Below are 19,733 nucleotides of genomic sequence, written 5' to 3' on the forward strand. Positions count from 1 at the left end.
GGGCGCAACCCGACCATGATGCCCGATCGCCCCGGGGGGACGGGTCGCGGGGCGGGCGGGCGCTCGCCTGGCGGCGGGCCGCCGTACGCGCCGGCCGCGCGACGCGAACGCCGGCGGCGCCGGACGTGGGCGTGCGTCTCAGAAGGCGTCGGCCACGAACGCCGCGGGCGGTTCGCCCTCGACGCTGATCGCGCCCTCGAACTCGGCGCGCAGGTCCGAGGTCTCCCATTCCTCGCGCAGCAGGCCGAAGATGTTGACGTCGAGGAAGGCGTCCCCGTGGCGGTGGTAGCCGCGAAGCACGCCCTCGTGGCGCAGCCCGACGCCCTGAAGCGCCCGCGTGGAGCGCTCGTTCTTCGGGTTGGAGTACGAGCCGAAGCGCTGCATGCCCAGGAGCTCGAAGGCGAGGTGCTGCAGCAGGGCCTTCGACTCGCGGTTGGCGCCCGTGCCCCAGAACGCGCGGCCGAACCACGTGCCGCAGACGCAGCGCCGGTCGCGCAGCGCGAACTCGTAGAGCCCGGTGATCCCCGCGGGCCCCTGCTCGTGGTGGACGGCGAGCAGGTCGAGCTTGATCCCCCGGCGGCGCTCCTCCGCCAGGCCCGAGAGGAACCGGCGCGGCTGGGCGATGTCGGTGTAGGGGCCCCAGGAGAACCAGCGGGTGACGTCCGGGTCGGACGCCAGCCCCAGGAGCGCCTCGGCGTCGTCCTCCGTCGGGATCCGCAGGGAGAGGGTCGGGCCGCGCAGCGCGAAGGACATCGGCGCCCGACCCTACCGGTGGGCCGCCGGTGCGGCTCGGGTCGCCGGAACGGCCGGGGTCGCAGCCGCGGTCCCGGTCCCCGATGTGGCCGCGCTCGCCGATACGGCCGCGGCCGCCGGCGCCCCCGGGCCCGCCCGCAGGACGAGCACCTCGCCCTCGACGTGGGCGAGGATCCACGCGACGTCGTCGGCGCCGAAGCCGCCCTCCCCCGCGTCGGACGCCGGGACGACGAGGCGATCGAAGCGCTCCTGCTCCACGAGCCGCCGGACGGCGTGGCGGCGCGTGCGGCCCTGCACGACGCGCCCGTCGACGAGGACCCCGGCGCGGGTGAGCCGCCGCTCCACCGCCTCGAGCAGGTCGAGCGCGGCCGAGCCGGCCTCCTGCAGCGGGCAGTCCAGCGGCAGGCCGTAGGGCGTCGGCAACAGCACCGCGGGGACGACCACGGCGCGGTCGGCGCGGCCCAGGCGGGCGGCCGCGTCGATCGCGGCGCACGGCAGCTCGTCGCCGGTGAGCGCCACGAGAATGCGCCCCGGCGGCGTGGCGTCGCGGGCGCGCCGGCGGGCCGCGCGGCCGAGCACGAGCGCGCCGCCGACGGCCACGCCCACCACGAGGGTCAGGAGGGTCAGCGCGACGTCGGCGGCGTGCGGGAGGGAGAAGACGGCGGGGCCGGGCACGAGGGCGGAGGGCGGCAGGAGGGCGGTCGGGACCACGGGCGGCTCAGCGCTCCGGGTGGTGGTCGGGGCGGTCGCGGCGGTCGCTCACCACGCGGACGTCGACGCCCGGCAGCCGGCGCCAGAGCCGGACGGGCAGCAGGTCGCGCCCGCGGCCGGGCAGCCGGTCGAGCCCGCGCGGCGGCTGGGGCACGCCGACGAAGAGGTACGTCGAGCCGCGCTCGCGGGCGACCCGGGCGGCGGCCACGTCGACCTCGTCGTCCTCGACCACGATCAGCTCGGCGCCGAGCAGCGCCGTCAGGCCGCGGAGCCCGTCCAGGCGCTCCTCCTGCAGGGCGGTGGGCGGCCGGCCGGGACGCCGCACGTGGAGCACGTCGATCTCGGCGCGCAGCCGGCGGGCCGAGCGCCAGGCGCGGCGCAGTACGCGCTGGCCGCTGGCGTTGGCGGAGACGAGGACGAGGATCCGCTCGCGCACGGCGTCGGCGACGTCCTCCCCCATGCGCGTGCCCTCGCCCCGGTGCGCGCTACGCCCGTCGGCCTGACGGGCCGGTGGCGGGTGGGTACCGCGCGCGGGCTTGGCGGAGAGCCGGCGGGCGCCGACCTCTTCCGCCGCCTGCAGGAGCGCCGTCTCGCGCAGCGCCGTCAGCTGCTCGATGCGGAAGAAGTTGTTCAGCGCCGCCGAGATGCGCTCGGCGGGGTAGATCTGGCCGTCGCGCAGGCGCTGCAGCAGCGCCTCGGGCGGGAGGTCGATCACGACGACGTCCTCCGCCGCCACGAGCACGCCGTCGGGCACGGTCTCGCGCACGCGGACCCCGGTGAGCTCGGCGACCCGGTCGTTCAGCGACTCGAGGTGCTGCACGTTGACCGTCGAGATCACGTCGATGCCCGCCGCCAGCGCGACGTCGACGTCCTGCCAGCGCTTCGCGCGGGCGCTGCCCGCGGCGTTCGTGTGGGCGAGCTCGTCGACGAGCGCGAGCAGCGGGCCCGTCCGGCCGGGCGGCGTCGCGGTGGCCCGGGCCAGCAGGCCGTCGAGGTCGAGCTCGCCCTGCACGATCCCGCGGTACTCCACGGAGCGCCGAGGCAGGACCTCGAGCCCCTCGACCTGGGCGGCGGTGTCGGCGCGGCCGTGGGTCTCGACGACCGCGACGACAGCGTCGCGGCCGGCGTCCCGTGCGCGGCGCAGGTCCTGGAGGGCGCGGAAGGTCTTCCCCACCCCCGGGGCCATGCCGAGCAGCACGGTGTGCCGGCCGCGGTCGCTCACGCGCCGAGCACCCCGTGGACGACGAGGTCGATGGCCTTGATGCCGACGAACGGGGCGACGATGCCGCCGAGGCCGTAGACCAGCATGTTGCGCCGCAGGAGCGCGTTGGCGCCGAGGGGCCGGTAGCGCACGCCGCGCAGCGCGATCGGGACCAGCAGCGGGATCACGATCGCGTTGAACACGATCGCCGAGATGATCGCCGACTCCGGGGTGCCGAGGTCCATGAGGTTGAGCCTGGCGAGCGGCCCCTCGGCGGCGCCAACGGCCGACGACGCCAGGGGGGCGGGGTCGGTGGGGTGGGTGGTGGACCAGGTCCCGGCGAAGATCGCCGGGAGGATCGCGAAGTACTTCGCGATGTCGTTGGCGATGGAGAACGTGGTCAGCGCGCCGCGGGTGATGAGCAGCTGCTTGCCGACCTCGACGATCTCGATGAGCTTCGTCGGGTCAGAGTCGAGGTCGACCATGTTCCCGGCCTCGCGGGCCGCCTGGGTGCCCGTGTTCATCGCCACGCCGACGTCGGCCTGCGCGAGCGCCGGGGCGTCGTTCGTGCCGTCCCCGGTCATCGCGACGAGCCGTCCTCCCTCCTGCTGCTCCTTGATGAGCGCGAGCTTGCGCTCCGGGGTCGCCTCGGCCAGCACGTCGTCGACGCCGGCCTCCTCGCCGATCTTCGCGGCCGTCAGGCGGTTGTCGCCCGTGACCATGATCGTGCGGATGCCCATGGCGCGCAGGCGGTCGAAGCGCTCCCGCATCCCCGGCTTGACGACGTCCTTGAGGTAGACGACGCCCAGCACCCGACCGCCGTCGGCGACGGCCAGCGGCGTGCCGCCCTCCCCCGCGACGTGGTCCAGCGCCGCGCGGAGGCCCTCGGGCACGCCCCCGGAGCCGGACTCCTCGACCCAGCGGATGACCGCGTCGCCCGCGCCCTTGCGGACGGAGCGCACGGCGCCCTGCAGGTCCTCGACGTCGACGCCGCTCATGCGGGTCTGCGCGGTGAACGGCACGAACTCGAGGTGTCCGCCGCGGGTCGCGTCGTCGGGATCGAACGCGAAGGACTCGCGGGCGAGCGTGACGATGGAGCGGCCCTCCGGCGTCTCGTCGGCGACGGAGGCCAGCGCCGCGACGTGCGCCAGCTCCTCCTCGCCCACGCCGGGCATCGGCAGGAACGCCGCCGCCTGGCGGTTGCCGAGGGTGATCGTGCCCGTCTTGTCGAGCAGGAGCACGTCGACGTCGCCCGAGGCCTCGACCGCGCGGCCGGAGAGCGCGAGGACGTTGCGGCGGACGAGCCGGTCCATGCCGGCGATGCCGATGGCGGAGAGCAGCGCGCCGATCGTCGTCGGGATGAGCGCGACGAGCAGCGCGATCAGGGTCGTGGTCGACACCGTCGAGCCGGCGAAGTCGACGAAGGGTCGCAGGGTGACGGTCACGACGAGGAAGACGATGGAGAGGCCGGCGAGCAGGATGCCGAGGGCCACCTCGTTCGGCGTCTTGCGCCGCGCGGCGCCCTCGACCAGGGCGATCATGCGGTCGAGGAACGAGCCGCCGGGCTCCTGCGTGATCTCCACGAGGATCCGGTCGGAGAGCACCCGCGTGCCGCCCGTGACCGCGCTGCGGTCGCCGCCGGCCTCGCGGATGACGGGCGCGGACTCGCCGGTGATCGCGGACTCGTCGACGGAGGCGATGCCCTCGACGACGGTGCCGTCGCCCGGGATGACCTCGCCCGCGTCGACGACCACCACGTCGCCGGGGCGCAGGTCGCCGGCGGCCTTCTCGCCGCCGTCCTTCAGCCGCGCGGTCGTCTCCGTCCGCATGGCCCGCAGCGCGTCGGCCTGCGCCTTGCCGCGGCCCTCGGCCAGCGCCTCGGCGACGTTGGCGAAGACGACGGTGAGCCAGAGCCACAGGGCGACGACGAAGGCGAACCAGGCGGGCTGACCTCCGTTCCCGCCTCCCGCCCCCAACGCCCCGTCGTTCGCGGACAGCCCGGTGGCCTGGGCGATCCAGATGCCCGTCGTGACGACGGCGCCGAGCTCGACGACGAACATCACGGGGTTGCGCACCTGCACGCGCGGGTCGAGCTTGACCAGGCTCTGCACGAGCGCGGGCCGCAGGATCTCCGGGTCCAGCAGGCGGGCCTCGCTGCGGCGGCGGCCCTCGGGCGCCGCGGTCGCGGTGTCGGGTCCTTCGGTCATCGTGCGCCGCCGGTGGTCGTCGTGGTGGAGGAGGTCGTGGGGCCCGTCGCGGCGGACGGGGCGGCCGCGGTGGGCCGGCCGGCGCTGAGCGCGTCGAGGGCGAGGTTGAGCCGCAGGACGTGCACGCCCGGCTCGCCGAGCACGCCCAGCGCGCGCCCGTCCGTGGCGTCGTCGACCGCGTCGAGCACGCGCGGGAGCGGCAGGCGCCGCAGCGCCGCGATCCGGCGCGCCTGGATCCGGGCGTTGGCGACGGAGACGTGCGGGTCGACGCCCGAGGCGGAGTCCGTCACCGCGTCGACGGGGACCCGCGCGGCGGTCAGCCCGGGGTCGTACGGGCGCTCGAGAGCGAGGTAGGCCCGCAGGTTCGCGGCGAGCGCGTCCCTCGTGTCGGTCGCGTTCGGGCCGCGGTTGGAGAAGGCCGTGGCGTTCGGGGCGTAGCCCGTGACGGACGGGCGGCTCTGCACGTACCGCGGGTCGGCCTCGAGGACCGGCTCGCCGTCGGCGTCGACCTGCGGGCGGCCGTCGGGGCTCGTGACCGGCCGGCGGAAGTCCTGGCCGATCGGCTCGGAGCCGACGGCGGTGCCGCCGCGACGGACGATCGAGCCGTCGGCGCGGCCGCCCATCGTCACCTGGCTGACGCCGGTGACCGCGAGGGGGTAGAGCACGCCGAGCAGGACCGTGAGGGCCACGACGGCGAGGAGGGAGGTGATGACGTCCTTGCGCATGGGGTGCACCGAGGCCTAGTAGAGGTGGCCGGTCAGGCTCTGGACGACGGGGCCCAGGAGGAAGGCCGGGAAGAACGTGAGGGCGCCGACGAGGACGATCACGCCGATCAGCAGGACCACGAAGGTCGGGCTGTCGGTGCGCAGGGTCCCGGGGCCCGTGGGCGCGGGCCGCTTCCGCGCCAGGGAGCCGGCGAGCGCGAGCACCACGAGGATCGGGAAGAACCGGACGACGAGCATCGCCACGCCACCGAGGAGGTCGGCGAAGGTGATGCCGAACGCCCCGTCGTTGTTCCCGTTCGGCTGGACGAAGCCCGTGTAGCCCGCGAACGCCGAGCCGTTGTTGTTGCCCTGCGAGAGGGAGGCGTAGAGGGCCTCGGAGAAGCCCTGCGGCCCGCCGGCGGCGTTCGACACCTTCCCGTGATCGGTGCCGACGGCCAGGGCGGTCATCGTGAGCACCGTCAGCGGCATGTAGAGCGCGCCGAGCATCGCGAGCTTGATCTCGCGCGCCTCGATCTTCTTGCCGTGCAGCTCCGGCGTGCGGCCGACCATCAGGCCGCCGACGAAGACGGCGAGGACGACGAAGAGCAACATGCCGTAGAGCCCGGAGCCGACGCCGCCGAAGATGACCTCGGACGAGCCCATGCCGGTCATCGGCACGAGCCCGCCGAGCCCGGTCAGCGACTCCATCGCGGAGTTCACGGCGCCCGTCGAGGTGACGGTCGTGACGGTGTTGAAGAGCGCGGAGCCCGAGATGCCGAAGCGCTGCTCCTTGCCGACGAGGTTGCCCCCGGTCGAGCCGTCGAAGGACGCGGTGGCCAGGCCCGCGGCGTGCTGGGCCGGCGAACCGTGCTGCTCGGCCAGGCTGAGGACGACCGCGAGGGCGACGAACATCACGGCCATCGCGCCGAAGATCGCCCAGCCCTGGCGGCGGTTGCCGACCATGCGGCCGTACGTGGCGGTCAGCGCGGCGGGGATCGCCAGCACGAGCACCATGGAGAGGAAGTTCGAGAACGCCGTCGGGTTCTCGAACGGCATCGCCGAGTTGACGTTGAAGTAGCCGCCGCCGTTCGTCCCGAGCAGCTTGATGGCCTCCTGCGAGGCGACGGGGCCGCGGACCAGCGTCTGCGTGCCGCCGGCGAGCGTGTTCAGCGTGGTCTCGCCGCCCAGCGTCTGCAGCGCGCCCTGGCTCACGAAGACGAGCGCGCCGAGGAACGAGATGGGCAGGAGCACGTAGAGGACGGCCCGCACGAGGTCGACCCAGAAGTTGCCCAGCGACCCGAACCGGCGCGAGGACGGGTCGCCGCCGCGGGCCGCGATGCCGCGGACGACCGCGATCAGGACGACGATGCCGACGGCGGCGGAGACGAAGTTCTGGACCGCCAGGCCCGTCATCTGCGAGACGGAGCTCAGCGTCGTCTCGCCCCCGTAGTACTGCCAGTTCGTGTTCGTGACGAAGGAGGAGGCGGTGTTGAAGGTCACGTCCCACGGCATCGCGCCCATGTCCTTCGGGGCGCCCGGCAGGACGCTCTGCAGGCGCAGGAGCGCGTAGAGCACGAGCCAGGAGGCGAAGGAGAAGAGCAGGACGGAACGGCCGTAGGCCTTCCAGTCCTGGCCGACGGGACCGTCTTCGTCCCGCCGGACGCGCATGGCGCGCAGCAGGAGCCGCTCGACGGGACCGAGGAGCGGGCTCAGCAGCACCCGCTCGCCCGCGAACACGCGGGCCATGTAGCCGCCGAGGAGCGGCGTGAGCGCGACGACGACCGCCACGAGCAGCGCGAGCTGCAACCAGCCGGACACCTAGAGCTCCTCACCGCGCAGCAGCGCGTAGAACAGGTAGGCCGCGACGAGCAGCGCCGCGGCGAGACTGGGGACGACGGACCCGCTCATGCGTGGTCCAGTCCTTCGATGAGGAGCAGCATCGCGACGAAGAACACGGCCGCGATGCCGACGGCGAGGAGATCCATGTCTCCAGCGTGCGGCCGGGCCCGTCAACCCCGTGTGGGGGCTCCGGGCACCGGCATCAAGACGCTGTGAAGACGCTCCGTGCGCGGCGCACGTACGCCGTTCCGGCCGCGGCTACGGCACCACGACCAGCTTGCCCGTGGCGCGGTCGTGCTCCATGTCGTCGTGGGCCTGCCGGATCTCGTCGAGCCGGTAGACGCGACCGGCGGGCACGCGGACGCGGCCCGCCGCCACGTCGTCGAGGAACCCCTGCAGCACCTCGGCGGGCAGGTCCGATGCGTCGCCGCTGTACGCCGTCAGACGCACCCCGGCCCGCAGGTGGTCCATCGGGTAGAAGTCCCGCACGATCCACTCGTTCGAGAGCATCCCGGCGAAGCACGCGATGCCCCGCGGCGCCACGGCGTGCAGCGTGTCGCGGAGGGTCGGCGCGCCGACGAGCTCGATCGCCGCGTCGACGCCCCCCGGCACGACCTCCCGCACCCGGGCGGCGACCGCGCCGTCGTCGATCACGACGTGGTCGGCGCCCGCCGCGCGCAGGGCGTCGGCGCGTTCGGGCCGGCGGGTCGTCGCCACGACCGTCAGCCCGCGCTGCTTGGCCAGGCCCGCCGCGGCGAGGCCGACGGAGGACGTGCCGCCGCGTACGAGCAGCGTCTGGCCGGCGCGTGCATCCAGGGTCGTGAGGATGCCGTGCGCGGTCTGGAGCATCTCGGGCACCGCCCCGAGCGTGCTCCAGTCCAGCTCGGAGGAGAACGGGATGACGCTCGTGGCGGGCACGCGGACGTACTCGGCGTAGCCGCCGTCGAACGCCCGGCCCATGCCGCCCATCATCGCGACGGCCTGCTGCCCCGGCTGCAGGCCGGTGCCCGGGGCGGCGACGACCTCGCCCGTGGCCTCGATGCCGGGGACGCGGGGGAAGGTGACGCCCTCGGCGAGCCCCAGCCGCAGGTGCAGCTCGGACCGGTTGAGCCCGAACGCGCGGACGCGCAGCAGGACCTCGCCGTGCCGCGGCACCGGGATCGGCCGCTCGCGGATCTCGAGCGCCGACGGCGGACCCGGAGCGTCGAGGACGACGGCCCGCATCGTGGCGCTCATGCCGCACCCCCCTGCCGTTCGGCGGCCAGCAGGCCCGTCGCGAGCCGCCCCAGCGCGGCGAGGTCGGCCGCGCGGTCCGCCGGGAAGGTCTCGCGCAGCTCGGCGGCGCAGACGTCGACGCCCCGGCGGGTCCGGTCGCGGCCCGCCGCCGTGAGCCGCACCCGGGTGACGCGCCGGTCCGTGGCGTCCGGCTCGCGCTCGGCCAGGCCGAGCCCGACGACGCGGTCGACGAGCTTCGAGACCCCGCCGGCGGTGATGCGCAGCGCGTGGGCCAGGTCGACCGTCCGGGCGCCGGCCTCCTCCGGCGCGCGGGCCGCGAACCACAGCGTCTCGAACTGTCCGAGCGTCAAGCCGAGCTCGTCGCGCAGGCGGCGGTCCACCCGGTTCCACAGGACGATCTGGAGGCGGACGACGTCGAGCAGGCCCGAGACGTCGTCCTCGGCGGCGCGGGTGTCGGGGTCCGGGGCGGGAGGCGGTGCGGTCATGGAAAGCACCATACCGTATCCACGGAAACCTTTGCTTCGTAATTGTTTCCTCGGCACGTGATCGACGGCGGGCCGCCTCGCCCGGCGTGCTGCGGACCGGCCCCACCCCCAGCCGTCATCCTGTCCCCATGAGCGAGCTGCGCGCCGGGGACCTGACCGCCGTCTGGCGGCCGGACGTGGGGATGGTCGGGTCGTCCCTGCGCCACGGCGGCGAGGAGCTCCTCGGCCAGCGCGGTGGGCTCGACGCCTACCGCGAGCGTGGCTCCGCGTTCGGCATCCCGCTCCTGGCCCCGTGGGCCAACCGCCTCTCCGGCCTCTCCTACCCGGACCCGTCCGACCCCGGCGGGCCGAACGGCGGCGGCGACGTGATCCTCGACCCCGAGCGGATCAAGCGCGACGAGCACGGCCTGCCGAAGGACGGCGTCATGGCGGCTCGTGCCTGGCGCACGGAGCACGAGTCCGCCGGCGAGCTCGTCGCGGTCTTCGACGCCGACGACGACGTGTTGCACGCGTTCCCCTTCCCCCACCGCCTGCGCGTGACGGTCTCCCTGACCCCGGAGGCGATGATCGTCGACACCGCGCTCACGGCGACGGGCGCGGCACCCGTCCCCCGCGCGTTCGGCTGGCACCCGCTGTTCACCCTCCCGGGCGTCCCCCGCGAGCAGCTCGACGTGACGCTGCCCGTGCGGCGCGAGAGCGTCCTGGACGACCACGGCATCCCCACGGGCGACGAGCGCGCGCCGACGTGGACCGACGGCCCGCTCGGGGACCGCACGCTCGACGCGGAATACCCCGAGATCGACGGCCCCTTCGTCCTGCGCGGCGGCGGCCGCACGCTGACGGTGCGCTTCGGCGCGCCGGGCTATCCCGTCGGGCACGCGTGGGCGCCGGAGGGTCAGTCCTTCGTGGCCTGGGAGCCGATGACGGCGCCGACGAACGCCCTGGTCAGCGGCCGCGGCCTGACCCACGTCGCCCCGGGGGAGACGGCGACCTCCCGCTTCACCATCGAGGTCGCAACGGACTGAGCCTGCGCGGCCCGGCCCGAGACGCTCGGGGTGGGGCCCGCTCCCCTCTGCGGGTGCCCCGAGCCGCGACGACGTCCTGCGCGGCCCGGCCCGAGACGCTCGGGGTGGGGCCCGCTCCCCTACTCCAGGGTGTCGACGAGGTCGGCGACGGAGTCGACGATGCGCGTCGGCACGTAGGGGTAGACCTTCGCCGTTTCGCGGGTGGCGACGCCCGTGAGGACGAGGATCGTCTCGAGGCCGGCCTCGAGGCCGGAGACGACGTCGGTGTCCATGCGGTCGCCGATCATCGCCGTCGTCTCGGAGTGCGCGTCGATCTGGTTCAGCGCCGAGCGCATCATGAGCGGGTTCGGCTTGCCGACGAAGTAGGGCTCGACGCCCGTGGCGCGGCTGATGAGCGCGGCGACGGAGCCCGTGGCCGGCAACGGACCGGCGGGCGACGGGCCGATGTTGTCGGGGTTGGTGGCGATGAAGCGGGCGCCGTTCGCGATCAGGCGGATCGCCTGCGTGATCCGCTCGAAGGAGTAGGTGCGGGTCTCGCCCAGGACGACGTAGTCCGGGTTGCGCTCCGTCTGGGTGTAGCCCGACTCGTGCAGCGCGGTGGTCAGGCCGGCCTCGCCGATGACGAACGCGGAGCCGCCCGGACGCTGGTCGGCGAGGAACCGGGCGGTCGCCAGGGCCGATGTCCAGATGGACGACTCCGGCACCTCGAGCCCGCTCGCCTTGAGCCGCGCGGACAGGTCCCGACGCGTGTAGATCGAGTTGTTCGTGAGGACGAGGAACGGGCGGCCGAGCTCGCGCAGCCGCTCGAGGAAGCGGTCGGCGCCGGGCACCATCCGCTCCTCGTGGACGAGCACGCCGTCCATGTCCATGAGCCAGGAGGAGATCTCGCGGTGCGCCATCGGCCACCAGCGTAGCCGCCCGGAGGCGCAGGCTCCCGTTGGGGCTGCGTATGATCACGCTGAATGACACCTCACACGGACGACCCGTCCGCAGACAGTCCCGAGCGCGCCCCGTCGCGCGCCGATGACGATCCTCCTCGAGGTGCCGGGCGCGCCGTAGCGCGCGCCGCACTGCACCCGCGATCCTCACGACCGGACGGGGCCGTCCGATGATCGAGGTCCTCCTCCTCCTCGTCGCCCTGGGCCTCGTCGCCGCGTGCGGCATCTTCGTCGCCGCCGAGTTCGCGCTGATCACCGTCGACCGCGGAGCCGTCGACCGCGCCGCCGAGGCCGGCGACAAGCGCGCCGAGGGCGTCGCCCTCGCGCTCCGCAGCCTCTCGACCCAGCTCTCGGGCGCGCAGCTCGGGATCACGGTCACGAACCTCGCGATCGGCTTCCTCGCGGAGCCGGCGATCGCCAAGCTCGTCGACGGGCCGCTCGAGTCGCTCGGCCTGAGCGAGACGGCGTCCCGCGGCGTCTCGGTCGTCATCGCGCTCGTGCTCGCCACGGCCGTGACCATGGTCTTTGGCGAGCTCGTGCCGAAGAACCTCGCGATCTCCGCCCCGCTCGACACCGCACGGCGCATCGCCGGGGCGCAGCGGGCGTTCACGACGGCCACCGCCTACCCGCTGCGGTTCCTCAACGGCTCCGCCAACGCGATCCTGCGCCGGCTCGGCATCGAGCCACAGGAGGAGCTCGCGTCCGCGCGCTCGGCGCAGGAGCTCTCCTCGCTCGTACGGCGCTCCGCCGAGCAGGGCACGCTCGAGACGAACACCGCGACGCTCCTGCAGCGCTCCCTCGCGTTCGGCGAGCGCCGGGCGGACGACGTCATGACGCCGCGCACCCGCATGAAGACCGTCGACGCCGACGACACCGTCGCGGCCGTCCTGGACCAGGCACGCAAGACGGGCCACTCCCGGTTCCCGGTCGAGGTCGAGGACTCCGAGGAGATCGCCGGCGTGGCGCACATCCGCCACGCCGTCGCGGTCCCCTTCGAGCGCCGCGACGAGGTCCGGGTGCGCGACGTCATGGTCGCCCCCGTCGTCGTCCCCTCGACCCTCGAGCTCGACCCGCTGCTCGCCGTCCTGCGCCAGGGTGGCCTGCAGATGGCGGTCGTCGTGGACGAGTTCGGCGGGGTCGACGGGGTCGTCACCCTGGAGGACCTGATCGAGGAGATCGTCGGCGAGGTGCTCGACGAGCACGACGACCGCTCCTCCGTCGCCCGCCGCCAGGCCGACGGCTCGTGGCTCATGCCCGCGCTGCTGCGGCCCGACGAGGCCGAGGAGATCATCGGCGTGCCCGTCCCCGAGGACGAGGACTACGAGACGCTCGGCGGTCTCGTGGCCCTGCACCTCGAGCGGATCCCGGACGTCGGAGACGAGGTCGTCCTCGACGTGCCCGACGAGGAGGATCCGCACCACCGCGTGACGATCACCGTGCGCACCATGGACGGCCTGCGGGTCGACGAGCTGCGCGTCGTCGTGGAGCACCTCGAGCGCGATGACGACGACGAGACGGAGGACGACCGATGAGCGATCTGCTCGCCGTCCTCATCGCCGTCGTCCTGCTGGGCCTGAACGCCTTCTTCGTCGGCGCGGAGTTCGCGCTCGTGTCCGCCCGCCGGACCGAGATCGAACCCCGGGCCGAGGCCGGCAGTCGCGCGGCCAAGATCACCCTCGGCGCGATGGAGAACGTCTCGCTGATGATGGCGGGCGCCCAGCTCGGCATCACGATCTGCTCCCTCGGCCTCGGCTACATCGGTGAGCCGGCCGTCGCCCACCTCATCGAGCCGCTGCTGCACGACGTCGGCATCGGCGAGTCCCTCCTGCACCCGATCGCGTTCGCGATCGCCCTGCTCATCGTCGTCTACCTGCACGTCGTGGTCGGCGAGATGGTGCCGAAGAACATCGCCCTCGCCGGCCCGGACCGGTCGGCCCTGGTGCTGGGGCCCCCGCTCGTGTTGATCGTGCGCATCCTGCGCCCGGCCATCGCGGGCCTGAACTGGATCGCGAACGTCACCCTGCGCGCCGTCGGCGTGGAGCCGAAGGACGAGGTGACGAGCGCGTTCACCCGCGACGAGGTCGCGGGGCTGGTCGAGGAGTCCCATCGCGAGGGCATGCTGGAGCACGGCGAGGGCCGGCTCCTGCTCGACGCCCTGCAGTTCGAGGACCGCACCGCGCGCGCCGTGCTGCTGCCGATGGCGGAGCTCGAGACCGTGCGCCCCGGCGTCACCCCGGCGAAGGTCGAGGAGCTCGCCGGTCGCACGGGCTACTCGCGGTTCCCCGTCCGGCTGCCCGACGGCGCGCTCGTGGGCTACCTGCACCTGAAGGACCTGCTCGGCGAGGGCGACGGCGATCGCGACCGCCCGGTGCCGGCGCGCCTGCGCCGCACCCTGCCGACGGTGAACGTGTCGGACCGCCTGCGGACGGTCCTGCAGACCATGCAGCGCTCCCGCGCGCACCTCGCCCGCGTGAAGGACGCCGACGGCACCGTGCTCGGCGTCGTGGCGCTCGAGGACGTGCTCGAGGAGCTCGTCGGCGAGGTCCGCGACGAGAGCCGCCGGGCAACGGTCCAGAACGACTGACCGCCCGCCGCGCCGCCCCTCCGGGTGCGGCGCGGCACCGGGTCCTCGCCGGCGGGACCGGTCGTCCGGGACGACCGGGTCCGGCCCTCCCCTCCTCCCCCGGGTCAGCCCACGAGCCGGTAGCCCACGCCCGTCTCCGTGCGGATGAGGCGCGGCGCCGGCGTGCCGTCCGCGGCGGGCGTCTCGAGCTTGCGGCGCAGGTTCGCGATGTGGGTGCGCAGTGTCGCCGTGTCATCGGCGTAGGCGGCGCCCCACACCTCGAGCAGCAGCGCCCCGTGGGTCAGGAGCCGGCCGCGGTGGCGGACGAGCGTGCGCAGCAGGCCGAACTCGATGGGCGTCAGGTGCAGCTCCGTCCCCGCCCGCAGGACGCGGTGGTCGGCCAGATCGACCTCGAGGTCGCCCACCCGCACCACGGGGTCCTCGGTGGTCGTGCCGGCGCGGCGCAGGGCCGCCCGCAGCCGGGCGAGGAGCTCGCCGGGCCCGAAGGGCTTCGTGACGTAGTCGTCCGCCCCCGCCTCGAGGGCCCGCACCTTCTCGGACTCCTCGTCGACGGCGGACAGCACGAGGATCGGGATCTGCGTCCACTCGCGGAGTCCGCGGCAGACGTCGACGCCGCTGCCGTCCGGCAGCATGAGGTCGACGATCGCCGCCTCGGGCCCGTGCAGCGCCGCCAGGTCGAGCGCCTCCTCCACCCCGCCGGCCGGGAGGGCCGTGAAGCCCGCGTCGCGCAGCAGGACCTTGAGCGCGCGGACGATCTGCGGCTCGTCGTCGACGACGAGCACCGTGCGGCCCCCGGCGCTCACGGGCGGCCTCGCCCGGCCGCGGGCGCGCCGCCGGATGCGGGCGCACGATCGGGTGCCGAGACGGTCCCGGCCGCGGACGCGCCGTCCCCGTCGGCCGGCGGCAGCTCGAGCACGAACGCCGTGCCCTGCCCCGGGTAGCTCTCCACGCGCAGGCTCCCCCCGTTGGCCTCGGCGAACCCGCGGGCGATCGCGAGGCCCAGGCCGCTGCCGGGTCCGGAGGAACCCTCGCCGCGGGTGAACGGCCGGAAGAGCGCCTCGCGGGCCTCGGGCGGGATGCCCGGGCCGCCGTCGACCACGCGCACCACCGCCCGGCCGCGGCGGCGGGCGATGCGCACCAGCACGCGGTCGGCCTCCGGGCTACGCGGCGCGGACGGGCGGCCGTGGACGAGCGCGTTCTCCAGCAGGTTCACCACGATCCGCTCGACCTGCGCCGGGTCGGCGCGGACGCTGGGCGGCGGGTCCTCCGTCTCCACCCGCACGCGCGCGGCGGCCGGCCCGAGCGCGACGAGGGCGTCGCGGACGAGGTCGTCGAGGAACAGCTCGTCGGCCCGCGGCTGCGCGGCGCCGACCTCGAGCCGCGAGAGGTCCAGCAGCTTCTCGATCATCGCGGCGAGGCGGTCGCTGCCCTCCTCGATCCCCGTGGCGAGCTCCGTCCGCTCGTCCGGCTCCAGCGACGGGGAGCGCAGCGCGGCGGCGGCCGCCGAGATCTGGGTCAACGGCGTGCGGAGGTCGTGGCCGACCGTCCGCAGGAGGGTCGTCTTGACCTCGTCGGAGCGCCGGAGCGTCTCGGCCTCGACGGCCTCGGCCCCGAGCCGCTCGCGCTCGAGGCCGGCGGCGAGGACGGCGCCCAGCGCCGGGGCGACCCGCTCGCGCAGCGCCGCGTCGGCCGCCGGATCTCCAGGCGTCGTCCACCGCAGCACGCCGACCGGACCGCCGGGCCCGCGGAGGACGACCGCGCCGCCATCGGGGCCGCCGTCGCCCGTGAGCCCGGGGTCCCACGGCCGCAGGGTCACGGGCGCGCCCACGTGCTCCTCGAGCCGCGCGGCCGCCGCGGGCAGCGACGCCGCCACCTGCCGGTCCGAGAGCACGATCGTCGTGAGGTCGGCGACGAGGTCCGCCTCGCGCCGCGCCGCGTCCGCCCGCGCCGCGTCGCGGCGCCCCGCCTCGGCGATGCGCGCGGACACCACGGCGACGACGAGCAGCACGGCCAGCACCGCCCAGTGCCGCTCGTCCGCCAGCTCGAAGTCGCGCACGGGTGGCAGCTCGAACCAGTTGAAGGCCGCCACGGAGAGGGCGGCCGTGGCGACGCCGAGCCCGACGCCGGAGCGCGTCGCGACGAGCAGGACCGGCACGACGTAGAAGACGCCGAGGGAGACCGCCGGGGCGACGCCCTTCACGGCCTCGACCACCAGGGTCGCGAGGGCTACGCCGCCGACGGCGAGCGCGACGTCGCCGGCGGACGGGCGCGCGCGGGGAGCGGCGGAGGCGAGGGCGGGGTCCGGCACGACGGCGAAGCGTACGCCCCGCCGGGGCCGCCCCCGGCCACGGCCGGGGGGCGCCGGGCGGTCCGTCAGCCCGAGCGGCGCCCGGCGCGGGCGGCGGCCTTCGCCGCCTTGCCGGCCATGAGCTGGTCCAGCGTGGGCGGCCCCGTCGGCAGCGGGTGGGCCGCCGCCGGCCGCATGCCGTCCAGCAGCACGCCGAGGTACCGCCGCCACAGGTCGGGGGAGCAGCCCGTCATCGCGACGGGGCACTGCTCCGTCGCCCCGCCGACGGCCGCGAGGATGAACGGCAGGTCCTCCGGGCTCAGGTCATCGCGGACCTGGCCGGCCCTCTGGCCCCGCTCGAGCAGCTCGCCGAGCTGGCCCATGATCCGCTCGTTGCGCTCGCGGAACCGCGGCTGCGAGAACAGGTCCGGACCGACGCTCTGGAGGAACGTGCGGTCGCAGGCCTGGCGCTCCGCGGTGCCCGTGATCACGTGGACGATGCCCTCCCAGGCGTCCTCCATCGCGAGCGCCTCGTAGACCGTCGACGTCATCTCGTCGAAGGTGCGCTCGAGCACGGCGGCGATCAGGTCGTCCTTCGTGGGGAAGTGCCGGAACAGCGTGCCCGCCCCGACCCCCGCCCGCCGCGCGATCTCCGCAACGGACGCGTCGGGGCCCAGCTCGGCGAACACGTCCTGCGCGACCTCGAGCAGCCGCTCGCGGTTGCGCAGGGCGTCGGCCCGCCGGGGCCGCTCGACCGTGTCCGGGGCTTCCGTGCTCACCTCTACGATCCTACGCTGCGACCGCCACGGCCTGCTCCGGGTCGATGTCTGCGACGTGCTCGCGGCGGACGAGGACGGCGGTGAGCACCGCCGCGGCGATCATCAGGCCGGCCCCGACGAGGAACGCCAGGTGGTAGCCCGAGACGAGCGCCTCGAGGCCCTGCGCCCGGGAGACGCCGCCCCCGGCCTCGGCGATGCGGTCCTCCGTGCGCGAGGCCGCGAGCGTCGACAGGACCGCGAGGCCGAGAGCGCCGCCGAACTGCTGCGAGGTGTTGATGAGGCCGGACGCGAGGCCCTGGTCGGCCTCGTCGATGCCGCCCGTCGCCATCACCGTGACGGGGACGAACACCAGGCCCATGCCCGCGGCGAGCAGGACCATGGCGGGCAGCAGCTCCGTCGCGTAGTTGCCCGCGACCGTGATGCGCGCCATGAGCACCAGGCCGAGCGCGGCCAGCAGCAGTCCGCCGATGATCGTCCCCCGGATGCCGAGCCGGCGGATCAGCGTCTGGGCGGCGACCGAGCCGCCGACGATGCCGACGGTGAACGGCAGGAACGCCAGGCCCGACTCCAGCGGCGAGTAGCCCAGGACCTCCTGCATGTAGATCGTCGCGAAGTAGAACAGCGCGAACATGCCGGCGATCGCCAGCAGCATCACGAGGTTCGAGGCCAGCAGGGAGCGCACGCGCAGGATGCCCAGGCGCACGAGCGGCTCGGAGTGCCGGCGCTCGACGAGCACGAAGGCGCTCAGGAGCACGATCGCGAGGGCGCCGAAGCCGAGCGTGGAACCCGAGCCCCAGCCCTGCTCGCCGGCCTCGACGACCGCGTAGACCAGCGCGACGAGCCCGCCCGTGACGGTGGCCGCGCCGAGCAGGTCGAAGCCGCCGGGCACGTTCTCGGCGCGCGACTCGGGGATCACCCGGTACGCGAGGACGGCCACGACGATGCCGACGGGCACGTTGACGATGAAGACCCAGGGCCAGGAGAGCGCCTCGACGAGGACGCCGCCGAGGATGAGGCCCACGGCGCTGCCGCCGCCGGCGATCGCGCCCCAGACGCCCAGCGCGCGGGTCCGCTCAGGGCCCTCGGCGAACGTCGTGGTGACGATGGAGAGCGCGGCCGGCGAGACGAGCGCGCCCCCGAGGCCCTGCAGCGCGCGGAACGCGATGAGCTGGCCGGGCGTCTGCGCCAGACCGTTCAGCAGCGAGGCGGCGGTGAAGAGGGCGACGCCCAGGACGAACAGGCGCCGGCGTCCGAAGAGGTCCGCCGCGCGGCCGCCGAGCAGGAGGAAGCCGCCGAAGAGCAGCGTGTAGGAGTTGATGACCCAGGCGAGGTTGCTCGGCTCGAAGCCGAGGTCGGCCTGGATGGAGGGCAGCGCGACGTTCACGACGGTGGCGTCGAGGACGACCATGAACTGCGCGAAGCAGACGAGCACGAGCACGGCCATCGGGCTGACGGCGCGGGTCGTGGGAGGGGCGGAGGAGGACATCGGAGGTGCGTTCCAGTCAAGCGGAGTGGTTGATCCGGTTGGCAACCTAGCACAAGCGGATCGCATGCTCCGGTTATTTCGGAGTGAACGCTCCGGTTGTCCGGATCGCGGCTCAAACCGGCCGGAACCCGACCGGGTGGACCGGGCCTTGCCGACGTCCGATGCGGCGTCGAACCGAGAAGCCCGGGCCGGGGCCCGGCCGTCTCGCTAGGTTGGCGGGGTGCTCGCCCTCCTCTACGACGTGCACGGCAACCTCGCCGCGCTCGAGGCCGTGATCGACGATGCGGAGCGGGCCGGTGCCGACGGCTGGCTCGTCGGCGGCGACGTCTCGGCGTTCGGCCCCTGGCCCGTCGACGCGCTCCGCCGCCTGCGGGCCCTGCCCGACGCCCTCTGGCTGCGCGGCAACCACGAGCGCTGGGCCGTCGAGACGGCGGACGTGCCGGCGATCCCGCTGGCCCGCGGGGGCGTCGACGCGGCCCGGGACGCACTCGGCCCGTCGACCGTGGCGGAGCTCTACGCCCTCCCGCGGTGGCAGCGCGTCCCCGGCGGAGAGGCGTGGCACGGGTCGCCGCAGGCCGACGTCGTCGGGTTCCTGCCGGAGCCCGAGGAGGACGAGGGCGATCGGCTCGCGGGCCGCACGCCCGGGCTGCTCGTCGTCGGCCACACCCACCTGCAGATGCGCCGCGACATCGAGCGCCCCGACGGCGGCGTCACGACGGTGGTCAACCCGGGGAGCGTGGGCATGCCGTTCGACGGCGATCCCCGCGCCGCCTACGGCCTGCTCGCCGACGACGGCTCCGTCGAGCTGCGGCGGGTCGCCTACGACATCGAGCGCACGGTCGCCGAGCACGCCGCGCGTTGGGGCGACGCCGCGTGGGCCCGTGCCGTCGCTGGCACCTACCCCACCGGCCGGCCCGCGACGCTGCCCGCCCCCACCCTCCCGCGACCGTGAGCACCGACGCGCCCGACCCGGGTCCGCCCGTCGCCCTCGTCGCGTCCGTCGGGGAGCTCGACGCCGTCGTCACGCTCCTCCGCGCGCTGCTGCACGCCTCGGCGGCCGTCCGCGCCACCGCGGTCGTCCCGGACGGCGACGGCCCGCCGGCCGTCGTGGACGCGGCACGCCTGCTCCCCGTCGAGGTCGCCCGCGGCGGAACCGTCGTGCACCTGCCCCACGCCGGTCCGGCGGGCGAGCCCGTCCCCGACCTGCCGGTGTTCCGGCCCCTGCCGCCGTTCGACGCCGACCCGGCGACGGGCGAGATCGCCGCTCCCCTCGGGGGCGTCGAGCACCGGGCGCGCGCCACCGCGGCGGCGGCCGGCAACCTGCCGGCGGGCTCCGTGCTGCAGCTCTCGTGGGAGTCGACGCGCCCCGGGTCCCCCTTCTCCGTCACCGCGCGGGCCGCGACGGACGAGCCGTTCGTCCTGGGCGTCGGCGACGAGGCGTTCCCCATGCCGGCCGGCTGGCCGGGCTGAGGCAGGCGGGCGGCGTCGGGACGCAGGC

General features: G+C 75.0%; 19 protein-coding genes. 5 read left to right on the forward strand and 14 right to left on the reverse strand.

From position 1 onward, the window contains the following. Positions 1-138 precede the first annotated feature (138 nt). The 9 genes from F593_RS0113325 to F593_RS28425 form a co-directional block, all read right to left on the reverse strand. A complete protein-coding gene (locus F593_RS0113325; RefSeq protein ID WP_022929252.1) occupies positions 139-753 on the reverse strand; it encodes a GNAT family N-acetyltransferase in 615 nt (204 codons plus the stop codon). Positions 754-765: 12 nt separating this feature from the next. Continuing rightward, on the reverse strand, positions 766-1,464 hold the full coding sequence (locus tag F593_RS0113330; protein WP_022929253.1) for a universal stress protein: 699 nt from the start codon (positions 1,462-1,464) through the stop codon (positions 766-768). Positions 1,465-1,471: 7 nt separating this feature from the next. Further along, positions 1,472-2,686 carry a histidine kinase gene (locus F593_RS25135; protein WP_022929254.1) on the reverse strand — a complete coding sequence of 405 codons (1,215 nt, stop codon included), beginning with the start codon at positions 2,684-2,686 and terminating at the stop codon, positions 1,472-1,474. Beyond that, a complete protein-coding gene (kdpB, locus tag F593_RS0113340) occupies positions 2,683-4,872 on the reverse strand; it encodes a potassium-transporting ATPase subunit KdpB (protein WP_022929255.1) in 2,190 nt (729 codons plus the stop codon). Before kdpB ends, F593_RS25135 begins: the two co-directional genes overlap by 4 nt. Beyond that, positions 4,869-5,597 (reverse strand): potassium-transporting ATPase subunit C, encoded by a 729-nt coding sequence (locus F593_RS25140; protein WP_022929256.1) that lies wholly within the window; start codon positions 5,595-5,597, stop codon positions 4,869-4,871. The genes kdpB and F593_RS25140 overlap by 4 nt, the downstream gene beginning before the upstream one ends. A gap of 15 nt (positions 5,598-5,612) precedes the next feature. Continuing rightward, the gene (gene kdpA, locus F593_RS0113350) at positions 5,613-7,394 is read right to left on the reverse strand and encodes a potassium-transporting ATPase subunit KdpA (protein ID WP_022929257.1); all 1,782 of its coding nucleotides are present in this window, start codon (positions 7,392-7,394) and stop codon (positions 5,613-5,615) included. Continuing rightward, positions 7,395-7,484, reverse strand: coding sequence for a potassium-transporting ATPase subunit F (locus F593_RS30600; RefSeq protein WP_022929258.1), 90 nt, complete (start codon positions 7,482-7,484; stop codon positions 7,395-7,397). A 189-nt stretch (positions 7,485-7,673) separates the two neighbouring features. Beyond that, positions 7,674-8,651, reverse strand: a complete 978-nt coding sequence (locus tag F593_RS0113365; protein ID WP_022929259.1) for a zinc-binding alcohol dehydrogenase family protein — start codon at positions 8,649-8,651, stop codon at positions 7,674-7,676. Then, on the reverse strand, positions 8,648-9,136 hold the full coding sequence (locus F593_RS28425; RefSeq protein WP_022929260.1) for a MarR family winged helix-turn-helix transcriptional regulator: 489 nt from the start codon (positions 9,134-9,136) through the stop codon (positions 8,648-8,650). Before F593_RS28425 ends, F593_RS0113365 begins: the two co-directional genes overlap by 4 nt. Before the next feature lie 128 nt (positions 9,137-9,264). On the opposite strand from F593_RS28425, the gene F593_RS0113375 reads away from it, so the two are divergent. Beyond that, positions 9,265-10,161, forward strand: coding sequence for an aldose 1-epimerase (locus F593_RS0113375; RefSeq protein WP_022929261.1), 897 nt, complete (start codon positions 9,265-9,267; stop codon positions 10,159-10,161). Positions 10,162-10,280: 119 nt separating this feature from the next. On the opposite strand, the gene F593_RS0113380 is transcribed toward F593_RS0113375, so the two are convergent. Next, positions 10,281-11,060 (reverse strand): HAD-IIA family hydrolase, encoded by a 780-nt coding sequence (locus F593_RS0113380; protein WP_022929262.1) that lies wholly within the window; start codon positions 11,058-11,060, stop codon positions 10,281-10,283. A gap of 209 nt (positions 11,061-11,269) precedes the next feature. Here F593_RS0113380 and F593_RS25150 point away from each other — a divergent pair, with 209 nt between their 5' ends. Together F593_RS25150 and F593_RS0113390 are read left to right on the forward strand one after the other, a co-directional pair. Then, positions 11,270-12,631: a hemolysin family protein gene (locus tag F593_RS25150; RefSeq protein ID WP_022929263.1), complete on the forward strand. Its 1,362-nt coding sequence runs from the start codon at positions 11,270-11,272 to the stop codon at positions 12,629-12,631. Then, complete coding sequence (locus tag F593_RS0113390; protein WP_022929264.1) at positions 12,628-13,683, forward strand: hemolysin family protein; 1,056 nt, start codon at positions 12,628-12,630, stop codon at positions 13,681-13,683. Before F593_RS25150 ends, F593_RS0113390 begins: the two co-directional genes overlap by 4 nt. Before the next feature lie 104 nt (positions 13,684-13,787). Here the strand turns inward: F593_RS0113390 and F593_RS0113395 are convergent, their stop codons facing one another. The 4 genes from F593_RS0113395 to F593_RS0113410 form a co-directional block, all read right to left on the reverse strand. Continuing rightward, the gene (locus tag F593_RS0113395; protein ID WP_028721672.1) at positions 13,788-14,486 is read right to left on the reverse strand and encodes a response regulator; all 699 of its coding nucleotides are present in this window, start codon (positions 14,484-14,486) and stop codon (positions 13,788-13,790) included. Further along, positions 14,483-15,991, reverse strand: coding sequence for a sensor histidine kinase (locus F593_RS0113400; protein WP_028721673.1), 1,509 nt, complete (start codon positions 15,989-15,991; stop codon positions 14,483-14,485). Before F593_RS0113400 ends, F593_RS0113395 begins: the two co-directional genes overlap by 4 nt. Before the next feature lie 65 nt (positions 15,992-16,056). Next, positions 16,057-16,749, reverse strand: coding sequence for a TetR/AcrR family transcriptional regulator (locus F593_RS25155; RefSeq protein WP_022929265.1), 693 nt, complete (start codon positions 16,747-16,749; stop codon positions 16,057-16,059). 10 nt (positions 16,750-16,759) lie between these two features. After that, complete coding sequence (locus F593_RS0113410) at positions 16,760-18,235, reverse strand: MFS transporter (protein WP_028721674.1); 1,476 nt, start codon at positions 18,233-18,235, stop codon at positions 16,760-16,762. A gap of 220 nt (positions 18,236-18,455) precedes the next feature. On the opposite strand from F593_RS0113410, the gene F593_RS25160 reads away from it, so the two are divergent. Beyond that, positions 18,456-19,187, forward strand: a complete 732-nt coding sequence (locus F593_RS25160) for a metallophosphoesterase family protein (protein ID WP_022929267.1) — start codon at positions 18,456-18,458, stop codon at positions 19,185-19,187. Continuing rightward, positions 19,184-19,705 (forward strand): hypothetical protein, encoded by a 522-nt coding sequence (locus F593_RS0113420; RefSeq protein ID WP_022929268.1) that lies wholly within the window; start codon positions 19,184-19,186, stop codon positions 19,703-19,705. Before F593_RS25160 ends, F593_RS0113420 begins: the two co-directional genes overlap by 4 nt. Positions 19,706-19,733 lie beyond the last annotated feature (28 nt).

This window comes from Patulibacter americanus DSM 16676, from assembly GCF_000420025.1.
Taxonomy (GTDB): domain Bacteria; phylum Actinomycetota; class Thermoleophilia; order Solirubrobacterales; family Solirubrobacteraceae; genus Patulibacter; species Patulibacter americanus.